The following is a 13485-nucleotide window of genomic DNA, read 5'->3' as shown; positions in this document are numbered from 1 at the left end:
AAAGAAGAAACAGCGCGATGAAAGTATGGATGAGCGTCCCGGCCGGTCTGACGACCGGCCGGGACATAAGGCGATCGGGCACTAGAAGGAGGCGGTGATGGCAGGTTATCCGGCCAGCGATTACGATCCGGGTTACGAGTGGAAGGCCGTGGCGCTGCTGAGCCTCGGATTCGGCCTTGTGGGGCTGGACCGCTGGATCATCGCTCCGCTGGCGCCCGCCATCATGCGGGACCTTGGGATCAGCCTGCCGCTCATCAATGTCCTCATCGCCATCCTGGGCACGACCTGGGGCGTGGCCGCAGTTGCCATGGGCAACCTCTCGGACCGGATCGGTCGTCGCAAGGTCATGCTGCCGGCTCTTCTTATCTTCTCGCTCGCTTCTGCGTTCAGTGGTCTGGCCGGCGGCTTCACCAGTCTGCTTTTGATCCGCGGTCTGATGGGCGTGTCGGAAGGTGCCTTTTGTCCGGTGAGCTTCGCGGCGACTGCGGAAGCATCCAGGCCCTCCCGCATAGGGTTCAATCAAGGCCTGCAGCAGAGCATGTTCGCCTTGTTCGGATTGGGGATTGGTCCCATTCTCGCGACCTGGCTGCTCGGCTTCACGTCGTGGCGTGGGGTTTTTGCCATTGTCGGACTGCCTGGCATCATTCTCACGATTCTGTTGTGGAAGGTTATCAGGGAACCCGGCCAGAACCAGAAGACCATTGGCACGCCCGCACCGCCGACATCGATCCGCGAGGTCCTCATGGTGCGTAACATCCGCCTTGCAATGGTCGGTTTGCTCTGCGCGATGTGTGGCATTTTCGTGGTCAGCGCGAATGTGCCAATCTATCTGGCCGAATATTTGAAGTTGCCGTCGATGCAGGTGGGGCTTGTGACCTCGGCCATCGGTTTTGGCGGATTTGTCGGCCTTTGGATGCTCCCGGCCTTGTCGGACATCTTTGGCCGCCGGGTGATGGCGATCCTCGGCTTCACGGGTGGCGCTGTATTCACCTATTGCTTCATCTCGCTGGGTGCGCAGCCAGGCTACCTGTTTGCCTCGCTGTTCGGAGCGACTGCTTCCAGCTTCGGGGTTCTCTCTCTGCTCACCGGGCCAGTCGCCGCAGAGTCCGCGCCCCCGGGGATGCTCTCTACTGCTTCGGGGTTGATCATCGGTGTCGGGGAGATCTTCGGAGGCGGCGTGGCGCTGCTTCTCGCCGGCTATATCATCGGAACCTTCGGGATTCAGTATATGCTCTATCTGGCGCTCGGTGGGCTGATGCTTGGTGCTGTCCTGATGTGCGGCCTGGTCGAAACCGCACCGCGCAAGCGCCAGAAAAGTCCACGGTGGAGCGAGGAAGCAATCGCAGATGGCTGACCTTGCCCGCCATGTTTGCTCGAGGAGGCGTTTGGCCCGACCTCGCATATGCGCCGGGCAGATTGGGCCAGCGTCTTCGCCAAGATGGGTTTATAACTATTCGCTCGACAGAATATCCTGGAGTTTTGTGCAATGAGTACCCCAATCATTGGTCTCGGGCCGCGGCTTGATACCGATTACTCGATCTGGCCTTTGGCATATTGCCAGTCGGAAATGCCGCAAGATTTCTTTGGTGGCTCCATCAAGTTCAGCAATATGGGCACAATTCGCGTGCCAATGATCTACACATTGCTGGTCGGTGGCGAAGTCGGTGGCAAACAGCACGTCGCCTTGGTCGATTGCGGTTTTCGCAATGACCATTGGGCGGCGAAATACGGGTTTGCCAGCTGGGAGGAGCCGCGTGACGTGCTGGCCCGCGTCGGTTTCACGCCCGAAGATGTCGAAGTGATCCTGGTTACCCACATGCATTTCGATCACATTGGAAATTTCGAGGCGTTTCCCAATGCCAAGCTGTACATCCAGATCGACGAATATCTCGGCTGGTCGGACATTGTGTGCTCCGCGCACCAGTATGAGACCGAAGAGGAAAAGGCTTTCATCTTTTCGTCGTTCGATCCCCAGGATCTGATCCGCGCCGCACAGGGCGTAGCCGAGGGGCGCGTGCGTTTCATTCGCGGTGACGAGGAGGTTCTGCCGGGCATCACGGCGCGGCTGGCCAAGGATAGCCACACCTTCGGCAGCCAATGGTTCGAGGTGCAGACCCGCAACGGCCCGTTCGCCGTCGTTGGCGACGTTGTCTACTGGTATTCGAACATCGAGAGCATGTGGCCTTCGGGCTATCATCAGGGCAACGTGATGAACCAGTTGAGCGTCTTCCGCCAGATTCGGGAGACGTTGAAGCAGAAGATCGACCGGGTCATTCCTGGGCACGATCCCAAGGTGTGGGATCGCCATAATTCATGGGTGGCACCGAGTGGGAATCCGATCGCGGAGGTTAACCTGCGTCAGGGCGACACCACAAGGCGGCCTGACGTATCTGCCCAGAAAATCATTCACACCTGAGGAGCCGATCGCCCGTTCATGCTGTCGAATCCGGGAAGACCGAACAGCGCGCAAACCGGAATGCGCCGCATGATGAATGTCAAACTGTTTTGAGGACTAAGACTATGGTGGCTTCGATCCCCATTTCGGATGTCAATCCGTTCGAGCTTGAACGGCGGCTAGAGCCCTACGCGTTCTACGAAGAACTGCGGGAGATGGGCCCTGTCGTGCACCTGCGAACGCTCGATCTCTACGCGGTCAGCCGCTTCGCCGACGTGCGCCGGGTCCTCGCCGATCAGCGGGTTTTCTCGTCTGCGCAAGGCGTTGTGCAAAATGCCGCGATGAATGCAGCGATGGCGGGGTCGATCGTCGGCACCGACCCGCCGGAGCACACCCGCCTGCGCGCGATCCTCGGCCGCCCGTTGACGCCGGCGCGGCTCGCCCCGATGCGCGACATGCTCTCCGAGCTCAGCGCACGGCAGGTCGAGCGCATCCTGGCAAACGGTAGCGAGGTAGAGGCGGTGTCCCAGATCTCCTGTCACCTGCCGCTCTCGGTAGTTACCGAGTTGGTCGGGATGCCTGACGATGCCACCGACCGCATGCTTCCCTGGGCTGCCGCCAGTTTCAATGGCATGGCCCCCGATATCATGCCCGGCACGGCTCCGGCGCTGGCCACGATCGGCGAGATGATGGGCTACATCGCGGACCCCAGCCTGCCTGGCAGGCTGCGGCCCGGCAGCTGGTCCGCCCAGCTGCACGAGGCATCGGTGAGCGGCGAGATCGACTACGAGCAGTTTCTCAGCATGCTGCAGGGTTATCTCATGCCATCGCTCGACACGACGATCTTCGCGATGTCTAACCTGCTGTGGCTGCTGGCGAACAATCCGGACCAGTGGGAATTGTTGCGTTCTCGCCCCAATCTCATTCCCCGTGCCATTCACGAGGCCATCCGGATCGAGAGCCCGGTGCAGTTCTTCTCCCGCGTGGCGACCGAGGATACCGAGATCGATGGCACGCCCATCAAGGCGGGTTCGCGCGTGTTCGTCATATATGCTGCGGGCAATCGCGATCCCCGTCGCTTCGAGAATCCGGACCGTTTCCAGATCGAACGCGACAGTACGGATCACATCGGCTTCGGGCATTCGGCGCACCGGTGCGTGGGTATGAACCTGGCGTTGATGGAAATCACCGCGATGCTCACGGCGCTCGTCGGCAAGGTTAGGGCGATCGAACTGATCGATGCCAAGCGGGCCGACAACGCCATCCTGCGCGGTTTCGAGAAGCTTTCGCTCCGCTTGGTCCCGTTGTCAGGCGGTTAGAGAACGACTGCACCGCAGTTGAAACCGATCTTCAATCCCAAACCCTTCAATTTATAAAGGACGGATATCATGTTTGTAGTTAGAAATCCCCAGTCGATCGCCAACCCGGTGGGGGCATATAGCCATTCGGTCGAGATTCCGGCCGGTGCGCGCATCCTGTCGATCGCTGGACAGGCGGGCATCCGGCCCGACGGAACTCTGGCTGAGGGTTTCGAGGCGCAGCACGAGGAAATCTGGAAGAACGTTCTGGCCATTCTCGCCGAAGCGAACATGGGTCCGGAAAACCTGGTTCACCTCAACGTCTATTCGACCGATGCCAGCGCTATCCGCTTCCTGGCGCCGCACCGGAAGAAGTATCTGCCTGAAGGTTACCTGCCGACCTCGACCTGGGTTGTGGTGTCGGCGCTCGCCAATCCCAACTGGGTCGTCGAGATGGAAGCCATCGCGGCAAAGGTCGACTGATCGCTTCGCATTTGCCCCTGGCCGCAACACTGGCCAGGGGCAAATGCAGGCATTTCGAGCGGGGAAGGCCTCAATGTTGCGAATTTGAGGCGGTACACTGGGAGGGTATTGTGAACGCCATCGTTTTTCCGGATCTCACTGACGCTATAGTTCAACTTCGCATTATCTGTGGTCTCCTGTTTATTCCCCACATCCTTGCACAGTTTACTGCCAAGGATGCCGTCTTCGGCTTTTTCGAGGCCGCTGGGCTCAAACCCGCGTGGCTTTTTGTGCGGACTGCGCTGGTCGTTCAGACGCTCGTACTGCTCGGTTTGGTACTGGGAATCTACGTATTCTACGCAGCGTGGCTGGGCGGCATCTTCATGATCTGCGCGGGGTTGGCAGCGTTCAAAGTCTCCAAGGGACGTTGGGTCTGGAACCTGGGTGGTTGCGAGTTTCACATGTTCTGGGGTTTGTGCTGCATCATCGTCGGGCTTCACAGTCAGGCGTAAGGTGTAGGCACATCGAACACCCCGCTCAGGTGCTGAGACAACCGAGCGCGCAGTCAAGTGGTGCAGGCCCGTTCGCTACGACGCCCATCGCCGCTGCGGAGAAGCCGCTGTCAATCTGAAATAAATCCCGGAGTACCGATATGGCAGTCAATATTCCTGACGTGGACGTCGATGTTTTCGCACCGGAGGCGCTGGCCAATCCGTTCGAGAACTATCGAATTTTCCGGGACACCGCGCCGATCGTGCGTCTTCCCAAATATGACCTCTACGTCATGTCGCGGTTTGCGGACGTGCAGGGAGCCCTGAAGAACAATATGCTGTTTTCCTCCGGAAGCGGCGTTGCGATGAACGACCTGATGAACAAGGCGATCATGGGCAGCACGCTCTTCACGGATGCCCCTTACCATAGCGAACTGCGTTCGATTGTCAGTCGACCGCTCGCGCCCGCCCGATTGGCCGAGCTCCGCCAGCGCCTTTACAGCCTCGCGGAAGAGCTGGTCGAGAGCCTGGTTGCGAAGGGTGATTTCGATGCCGCGGCCGAACTCGCGCCATTTCTGCCCGTTACAGTGGTCTCTGAACTGGTCGGTCTGCCCGAGGAAGGGCGTGAACGGATGCTCATATGGGCGAGCGCGGTGTTCAACTCCTTTGGCCCAAGGGGCGTTGAGCGAACCGAGGCCGCGTTTCCGATCATGGAAGAGATGGTGACCTATGCACGCAGTTGCACCGCCGATCGCGTGAAACCTGGCAGCTGGGTTGCCAAGCTGTACGAAGCGGCAGAGGCTGGTGAGCTCCGCCCCGAGCAGGTCGGGCCGGTCATGGGCGATTATCTCGGCCCGAGCCTCGACACGACCATTCTTGCAACGGGCAGCATGATCGCCCTGTTCGCGCAGCACCCCGACCAGTGGGACAAGCTGCGCGCGAGCCCATCGCAGATCCCTAACGCGATCAACGAAGCCATGCGGCTCGAGGGGCCGGCGCAGGGCTTTACCCGCGTGTTGACGGACGATTTTTCGGTCGAAGATCAACGGCTCAACAAGGGTGATCGGGTCCTTATATTGTTTGCATCCGCGAATCGCGATGAACGGCATTGGGAAGACCCGGAACGGTTCGATATCACGCGCCGAGCCGCCGAGCAGGTGGGCTTCGGCCACGGCATTCACATGTGCATGGGCGCAAACCTCGCCCGACTGGAAATGTCGGCGATACTCTCGGCATTGATACCCCGGGTCGAGCGGTTCGAGCTTCACGATGCAGAGCGCATTTTGAACAACGTCCTGCGCGGTTACAAATCGCTCAAGCTGACCGCGCATGCGGTGAAATAAACTGCCACCGGTCGGCCCGATCCACGGCCTTACCGTGGATCGGGCGGACGAGGTTTCTTACCAACCTTGGCCCGCGAAGGGGTATTCGATGCAAGTGAGCAACCTGACGAAGGGACTTCTGCAGTGAGCGCTGAAAGCCTTTCGGAAACCATCGAGGACCACGCCCTTGAACGCGTGCCGGACGACGCCCGTCAGGGATGGTTGGCCCTGTCATGGAACACGGCAGGCGTGGTGGTTTCGCTGGTGCAGTTGTTCTTCGGCGCGCTGGTGACATTTGTCGCGGGTTTCAAACTCGCGCTTCTGGCCGGCGTCATCGTTGCGATCGTGTGCATCCCGCTGAGCTGGGCCAGCGCCCATGTCGCCTATCGTACGGGCCTCTCCAGCACAGTGCTTTCGCGCTATTTCGCCTTCGGTCGTCGCGGCTCGGTCGTCGCTTCCCTCATTTTCTCTTTTATGATCATCGGCTTTCTCGCGCTTGAGAATGCCCTTCTGTATCGCGGCTTCATATTCTATTTCGAGCTTGCGGACACCGTCACGACCCGTATCGTCATCTACGGACTTATGACGTTGGCCTGGATCCTGCTGACATCATACGGCTTCAAACTGATCGCCAAGGCTTCGTCGGTCACGCTGACACTGTCGTTGGCTGTGCTGGCCTATATCACTTATCTGGTGGTGTCCGGCGGCAAGCAGCCCGTTGGTGAACTGCTCTCGTTCGGATCGCAATTTTCCCCGGACGCGTTGCAGCAGATGGGGGCGGGCAGCGAGATGGGCAAATTCATCTTTGCCGTCAACGTCCTGTTCGGAGCCGCCTGTGGCATGGCGCTTTTCGGTGCGGATATTGCCAGATATGCGCGCCGCTCGGTTGATGCCGGCGTGTCGACGACGTTCGGCGTGCTGTCCGTCCTGCTGATGCTCTGCGTTGGCGGGATCATCATGTATGCCGGTGGGCCGGCGCTGGTGGATTATTATGTCAACCACACCGGCATGACGGTGGAGGCGGCGCAGAAGGCGTCTCTGCAAAATCCGGACAGCATCGTTGCTGCGTTCGTCGTTCTGGGCGGCGCGTTTGGGGCAATCCTACTCGTTCTGGCGCAGGGGAAGACACAGGTTCTCAACAATTATAGCGCGTCTCTTTCGCTCTCGAACCTGTTCGACGCGTTGAACCTGAGGATGGGGCGACTGACCTTCGTCATTCTGGCCAACATCATCGCGCTGCTCATGCTCTATGGGCATCTCCTCGAACTGATCGAACTCTGGGTCACGTTCCTCGGTGTCATCGTAACGGCCTTCGCGGGCATCATCGTGGCGGACTATTATGTCGTCAAGGCGTGGCTGGGGAAGGAATCGACGATCGTCCCAGAGACGCCTGAGAACATCAACTGGGCCGGTGTCGTGACCCTGGTCGCTTCGGTTGGCCTTGTGCACTATGTCCTCGCGAAGATCGTGCCGATCGAGGCCGTCATGACCTTGTTCCTGTCGATGATCATCTATCCGATCCTGCGCACCACGGTGCTGAAGCCGAGCCTTCCGCATTCTTCCGCGGCCGTCCTTGAACCTGGCGCGGCGCCCCGGCGGCTTGGTGACGCGGTGGCGATTTCGGATGGCGAAACAGGCTGACCGGCGTCGAAAGCGTCGGTGAATTTCCAGAGACAATAGACCTACCAAGGAGACTAACGATGGCAATCTTGCAACAACTGGCCCAGGCTTTGTCGGCGGGGAGCGTCGAGGTCGTCGACCTGACGCACACGCTGGAGGAACGCACGCCGATCATTCCGCTTCCCGAGCCCAATCATCAGCAGTGGCCTTTCCACATGGAAGAGATTTCCCGCTTCGATGAGCGTGGGCCGGACTGGTACTGGAACAACTTCAGCTGCGGCGAGCATACCGGCACGCACTTCGATGCGCCCGTCCACTGGATTTCCGGCCGGCATTACGAGGATGGTGCGGTCGACACGATTCCCGTGAAGCGGTTCATCGCTCCCGCCTGCGTCATCGACATTACCGATCGCGTCCATGAAGACTATCTCACCACCGTCGAGGACATCGAGAAGTGGGAAGCCGAACATGGCCGCATCCCCGCAGGATCCTGGGCACTGATCCGCACGGGTTGGGCATCGCGCAACTATACCGACGCATTTCTGAACGTCCGTGAAGATGGCGGCCACTGGCCGGGCAACCATCCCGAGGTTGCCAAGTTCCTGGCGAAGGAGCGCGATGTTATCGGTGTGGGAACAGAGCCGGTGGGCACGGACTCAGGGCAGTCCTCCACCTTTGCGGAACCGCTGCCGTGCCACTACAACATGCATGGAAACAACAAATTCGGCCTGTCGAGCCTGAACAACCTGCACCTCCTGCCGCCTACCGGGGCAATGCTGATCACACCGCCGCTCAAGATCAAGAACGGTTCGGGCAGCCCCTGCCGCGTGCTGGCGCTGGTCGAGCGCTGAGTTGTACCATATCGGCGGCCGTCAGCACTTGCTGGCGGCCGCTGGCTGGATTGACATAAGCTGCAGTGAAAACTGGCAAATTCAGCCGATATTAGACTTCATTCCACCAACATCGTTAAGTTGCCACTATACGCTCTTCCGACGTCTTTTGCGGGGCGATTCGGGATTGGGAAACATATCCGAGCACTGCGCCAGTTCGCACCGGGTACGACGGATATGCTCCGTCAGCAAATGCGCCGCACCCTCCGTGTCACGCCGCCTTATGGCATCGACCATGAGCCTGTGTTCTGCATGTATGATCCAGTTGCGTTCGCGACCCAGCAGGCTGGTGAACGCGCGGCGATAGTGCTGCGTCGTGTTCCAGAAGCGCTCGATCATGGCGAGCAACTGCTTCATTCCAGCGTCCGCATAGGACGCCAGATGAAACATGCGATCCAGTTTGAGGAAGGTTTCGGTGTCCGTTGATGCGGCCATGTCTTCAACCAGCCGCTCGAGCAGATCTATGTGTTCGTCGGTCATGTTAGGGATTGATTGCGCCAAGGCCAGGGGCTCCAGCCGTTCCCTGATCATGTAGATTTCCAGGCATTCCGCCAGGTCGACCCTCGCCACCCAGGCGCCGCTGCTCGGTTTCAGCACGACGAGCCCGTCACTCTCCAACCGGCCGAGCGCGACGCGCACGGGAATCCGGCTTACCGAGAAGCGGGCGGCGAGCTCTTCCTGACCGATACGGCTGCCAGGGGGCAGTTCACCCGCGAGGATCAGCGCGCGTATGCCTTCCGTAACGCGGTCGGTGGTGAGCGACGTCTCATGCGTGCTCGTTTCCGCGGGTGCTGTCCTGTCGATCGTCTCCACTCCTCAGGCGGCCGGATCGGCAGGGTGCCACAACCGTCGGGTGGTAGTCGACTCATAGCCCTTGCCTCCCGGAAAGCTCACCAACTCCAGTTGCATATCCCAGGGCGTGAGGAAATAGACCCATGTCTGCCCCCCGCTGGGGCCCGTGGCGCGGACGGTCGGCTCGCCCAGAATGCGCAGCCCGTGCCGCTTCAGATGCGCCAGCGCGAGATCGAAGTCATCGACGTAGAAGGCGAGATGATGGCCGCCGACATCGCAATTGCGGGGCGGCACCGCGTTCCGGCCGTCCCCGTCATATTCGAAAATCTCGAAATTGGGGCCAAAGCCGCATCGGAAGAAGCGCAACTCGCGCACGCGGGTGCGGGCGGGAACATTGAGGTGATGGACCATCCAATCGCCCTCGGCATCCTCGATCGGTCCGAGTGAATAGAAATATTCGCATCCGATCACGTCGACGAAGAAGCGCGTGGCCTCTTCAAGGTCCGGTACCGTGAACCCGATATGCTCCACGCCCCTCAGCCCCGGAAGCCCGCCGCGATGTTCCATGAATGTCTCCAATTGGATTCTATTCATGGAAAATTGTGCAAAATCGATGGATCAGTCAAGAAAAAATGCCAAGATCGGATCCAATCATTGACATTTCCCCGCCATCATGGTTGTTCGGCGGCGCAAGATGACCGGATAGGATACACCGTGAACGCAATCATCACTGAGCCTTTGCAGCCGAGCACTCCATGGGTGTCGCTGGCGACCAATTCCGCCGCGTGGGCAGCCGCTGATCCCAAGCTGCTCGACTCGATGTTGACGTCGATGGTGCTGATCCGCGCGTTCGAGGAGAAGGTGCTGGAACTGGCGGGGCAGGGCCTTGTCCACGGCCCCGCCCATTCTGCGATCGGGCAGGAAGGGGGCGCGGTCGGATCGGTGCTTGCCATGCGCGGTTCCGACCAGATCAACGGTTCGCATCGCGCGCACCACCAGTTCCTGGCGAAAGCGCTGCATTATGTCGCACCGCAGGGACTGGAATCCGCGGCTCCGTTCGGCGATGACGTCAGGACGATCGCTGATCGCACGATGTCCGAAATCCTCGGGCTGGCGCGTGGCTATTGCAAGGGCCGGGGCGGTTCCATGCACCTGCGTTGGGCGGAATCAGGCAATCTTGGCACCAACGCGATTGTCGGCGGTGGCGTTCCAGGTGCGGCGGGTGCCGCCTGGGCGCACAAGCGCGCTGGCACCGGTGATGTGGCCTTCACCTATTTCGGCGACGGCGCGGTCAACATCGGGTCCGTGCTGGAAACGATGAACCTGGCGGCGGCGTGGAAGCTGCCGCTGTGTTTCTTCATCGAAAACAACCGCTATGCAGTATCGACCACGGTGGAGGAGGCAACCGCTGAGCCCAGGCTCTCCTCGCGCGGGCTGGCTTTCGGCATCCCCGCCTGGAAAGTCGATGGCATGGATCCCCTCGCTGTATATCTGGCGTCCGAAGCGGCGGTGAAGGCGATGCGCGCGGGCGAAGGTCCGACCATCATCGAAGTCGACGTCTATCGCTATTTTCACCAGAATGGGCCACTGCCCGGCAGCGCCTTCGGATATCGGAGCAAGGATGAGGAAAAGGCTTGGCGCGCGCGCGATCCCATTGACCGGGTCGCGGCGGAAATGGCGGCTCGCCAGCTGATCGGCGATGAGCAGGTTGCTTCGCTGAGGGCGCGCGCCGCGGCGCTGATGGAAGAGACGGCAGCCGAGCTGGTCGAGCAGCATGAAGGCAAGCGGCGCATTGTCCCGTCGCTGTGGCCTTCTCCCGATTTCCGCGACTTCGGTGTGCGTGGCGACCTGTCCGAACTGCGGGATGTCCGCTATGTGGAGCAGGAGGAGTTTACCGGCGAGATCACCGAGAGCCGCTTCGTCGACGTTGTTGCCGACGTGATGGAACGGCGCATGCGGGAGGATGACGGCATCGTCGTCATGGGTGAGGACGTGCACCGCCTGAAGGGCGGCACGAATGGCGCCACCCGCGGATTGTCCAGCAGTTTCCCTGATCGGGTTCTGGGCACGCCGATCGCCGAGAACGCCTTTGTCGGCCTGGCGGGCGGGATCGCGATGGACGGCCGCTTCGTGCCCGTGGTCGAATTCATGTATCCCGATTTCATGTGGGTGGCCGCTGACCAGGTGTTCAACCAGATCGGCAAGGCGCGCCACATGTTCGGCGGGGACGGCGAAGTGCCCCTCGTGCTCCGCACCAAGGTTGCCATGGGCACCGGCTACGGGTCGCAGCATTCGATGGATCCAGCCGGCATCTTCGCCACGGCGCCGGGCTGGCGGATCGTCGCCGCCTCCACGCCTTATGATTATGTGGGCCTGATGAACAGCGCGCTGCGGTGCAAGGATCCGGTGCTGGTGCTCGAGCATGTCGACCTGTACAACAGCAAGGGCCCCGCGCCGGTGGGCGACCTCGACTATTTCATCCCGCTGGGCAAGGCGAAGCGGGTGCGGACGGGTCAGCATCTGACCGTCCTGACCTATCTGGCGATGGTGCGGCCAGTGCTGGAGGCGGTGGAGAAGCTGGGCATCGATGCCGATGTGATCGACCTGCGGAGTCTGGACCGGGCTGGGGTCGACTGGGCCCTGATCGAGCAGTCGATCGACAAGACGGGCAACGTCCTGATCGTGGAGCAGGGCGCGAACGGCACCTCCTATGGCGGCTGGCTGGCCGCTGAAATCCAGAACCGCTGCTTCGACATGCTCGACCAGCCGGTCCAGCGCGTGCACGGGAGCGAAGCGTCGCCCAGCATTTCCAAGGTGCTGGAATCCGCGGCCTTTGCCGGACCGGAAGATATCGAGGCTGGGCTGCGCCTGGCAATGGCCGGCCAGGGCCGGCCCCTGGCCTGAACGCGCGAGGAATAGCAATGCCACATACGATCGTGATGCCGGCCTTGTCCGCCGGCATGGAAGAAGCGACCATCGCGCGCTGGCTGAAATCCGTTGGGGATGCGGTTGCCGTCGGTGAAGTCATCGCCGAAATCGAAACCGACAAGGCGACCATGGAACTGGAGGCGGAGCGGGCCGGTACGATTGGCAGGCTCGTTGCCGCCGAGGGAGCGACGGTTGCCCTCAACGCACCCATCGCCCTGCTGCTCGCCGAGGGTGAACAGGCGGACGATCTCGGCGCCGACGCGGTAGAGGTCGCCGGGGACGACAAGGCCCCTGCTCAACAGGCACCCGCCCAACCGGCTTCTGTCGCGAAGCAGGTGTCTGCCGCAGCAGGATCGTCCACGGATGGGCTGGCGCATCGCCGCAGTCCCGCTTCCCCGCTCGCCCGCCGGCTTGCCCAGGAAAAGGGCGTGGAGATTGAAAGCCTGAAAGGCAGCGGCCCGCGGGGTCGCGTCGTGCGGGTGGACATAGAGGCCGCAGCCGCAGCGCGTCCGGAGCCGGCCCGCGCATCCGCGGCTGACGTGGCGCCGTCGTCGAGCCCGACACGGGCACGCCCGGCGGCACCGGTCGATCAGCCTCGTGACGAAATACCACTGACCAACATCAGGAAGGTGATTGCTCGCCGGCTGACCGAAGCGAAATCAACGATCCCGCATTTCTACCTGGAGGCGGATTGCGAGATCGATGCGCTTCTCGATCTGCGGGAAACGCTCAATTCGCAAGGCGAGGGGCAGTACAAGCTTTCGGTCAACGATTTCGTGATCAAGGCTGCCGCGCTGGCGCTTCGTCAGGTCCCGGAGGCGAATACGGCCTGGACCGACGATGCGATCCTTCAATTCCACAATGTCGACGTCTCTGTCGCGGTTGCGACCGATGGCGGCTTGATCACGCCGATCGTCAAACAGGCCGATCGCGCCGGACTCGCCAGCATCTCGGCAGAGGTCAAGGCACTGGCGGCGCGCGCCCGCGACGGTCTCCTTCAGCCTGCGGAATATCAGGGTGGAAGCTTCACGATTTCCAATCTGGGCATGTTCGGCGTGAAGGCTTTTTCCGCGATCATCAATCCGCCGCAAAGCTGCATTCTGGCAGTGGGGGCTGCCGAGCGCCGGCCGGTCGTCCGGGGCGACGCCTGCGTGCCGGCGACCGTCATGTCCTGCACATTGTCCGTCGATCACAGGGCCGTCGATGGCGCTGTTGGTGCGCGATACCTGGCCGCGTTCAAGGCGCTCATCGAGCAGCCCTTGCGCCTGATGCTCTGATAGGAGGTTT

Annotated in this window: 12 protein-coding genes; 10 read left to right on the top strand and 2 right to left on the bottom strand. The window is 61.1% G+C overall.

Going from position 1 to position 13485, the window contains the following annotated elements; all coding sequences use genetic code 11:
• The first annotated feature begins 148 nt into the window (after nt 1-148).
• The 8 genes from ACN9MX_RS06865 (at nt 149) to ACN9MX_RS06830 (ending at nt 8439) form a co-directional block, all read left to right on the top strand.
• Nucleotides 149-1354, top strand: coding sequence for an MFS transporter (locus ACN9MX_RS06865; protein ID WP_426387424.1), 1206 nt, complete (start codon nt 149-151; stop codon nt 1352-1354).
• A 132-nt stretch (nt 1355-1486) separates the two neighbouring features.
• The gene (locus tag ACN9MX_RS06860; RefSeq protein WP_426387423.1) at nt 1487-2416 is read left to right on the top strand and encodes an N-acyl homoserine lactonase family protein; all 930 of its coding nucleotides are present in this window, start codon (nt 1487-1489) and stop codon (nt 2414-2416) included.
• A gap of 104 nt (nt 2417-2520) precedes the next feature.
• Nucleotides 2521-3714 carry a cytochrome P450 gene (locus ACN9MX_RS06855; protein WP_426387422.1) on the top strand — a complete coding sequence of 398 codons (1194 nt, stop codon included), beginning with the start codon at nt 2521-2523 and terminating at the stop codon, nt 3712-3714.
• Nucleotides 3715-3783: 69 nt separating this feature from the next.
• Complete coding sequence (locus tag ACN9MX_RS06850; protein ID WP_133654757.1) at nt 3784-4176, top strand: RidA family protein; 393 nt, start codon at nt 3784-3786, stop codon at nt 4174-4176.
• Between the two features lie 110 nt (nt 4177-4286).
• The gene (locus ACN9MX_RS06845) at nt 4287-4667 is read left to right on the top strand and encodes a DoxX family membrane protein (protein ID WP_363755228.1); all 381 of its coding nucleotides are present in this window, start codon (nt 4287-4289) and stop codon (nt 4665-4667) included.
• A 140-nt stretch (nt 4668-4807) separates the two neighbouring features.
• Nucleotides 4808-5989 (top strand): cytochrome P450, encoded by a 1182-nt coding sequence (locus tag ACN9MX_RS06840; protein ID WP_363735869.1) that lies wholly within the window; start codon nt 4808-4810, stop codon nt 5987-5989.
• 123 nt (nt 5990-6112) lie between these two features.
• Nucleotides 6113-7609: a purine-cytosine permease family protein gene (locus tag ACN9MX_RS06835; protein WP_363735870.1), complete on the top strand. Its 1497-nt coding sequence runs from the start codon at nt 6113-6115 to the stop codon at nt 7607-7609.
• 59 nt (nt 7610-7668) lie between these two features.
• Nucleotides 7669-8439: a cyclase family protein gene (locus ACN9MX_RS06830; RefSeq protein WP_133654761.1), complete on the top strand. Its 771-nt coding sequence runs from the start codon at nt 7669-7671 to the stop codon at nt 8437-8439.
• Between the two features lie 126 nt (nt 8440-8565).
• Here the strand turns inward: ACN9MX_RS06830 and ACN9MX_RS06825 are convergent, their stop codons facing one another.
• A complete protein-coding gene (locus tag ACN9MX_RS06825) occupies nt 8566-9291 on the bottom strand; it encodes a GntR family transcriptional regulator (protein ID WP_426387421.1) in 726 nt (241 codons plus the stop codon).
• Nucleotides 9292-9294: 3 nt separating this feature from the next.
• Nucleotides 9295-9837, bottom strand: a complete 543-nt coding sequence (locus ACN9MX_RS06820; RefSeq protein WP_363828270.1) for a VOC family protein — start codon at nt 9835-9837, stop codon at nt 9295-9297.
• 147 nt (nt 9838-9984) lie between these two features.
• Between ACN9MX_RS06820 and ACN9MX_RS06815 the strand changes: the two genes are divergently transcribed.
• On the top strand, nt 9985-12174 hold the full coding sequence (locus ACN9MX_RS06815) for an alpha-ketoacid dehydrogenase subunit alpha/beta (RefSeq protein ID WP_426387420.1): 2190 nt from the start codon (nt 9985-9987) through the stop codon (nt 12172-12174).
• 17 nt (nt 12175-12191) lie between these two features.
• Nucleotides 12192-13475, top strand: coding sequence for a pyruvate dehydrogenase complex dihydrolipoamide acetyltransferase (locus ACN9MX_RS06810; RefSeq protein ID WP_426387419.1), 1284 nt, complete (start codon nt 12192-12194; stop codon nt 13473-13475).
• Nucleotides 13476-13485: the final 10 nt, after the last annotated feature.

It is taken from the genome of Sphingobium sp. R-21 (assembly GCF_049913335.1).
GTDB lineage: Bacteria > Pseudomonadota > Alphaproteobacteria > Sphingomonadales > Sphingomonadaceae > Sphingobium.
The sequence above is the reverse complement of the archived record's forward strand: the minus strand, read 5'-3'. Positions and strand labels throughout refer to the sequence as shown.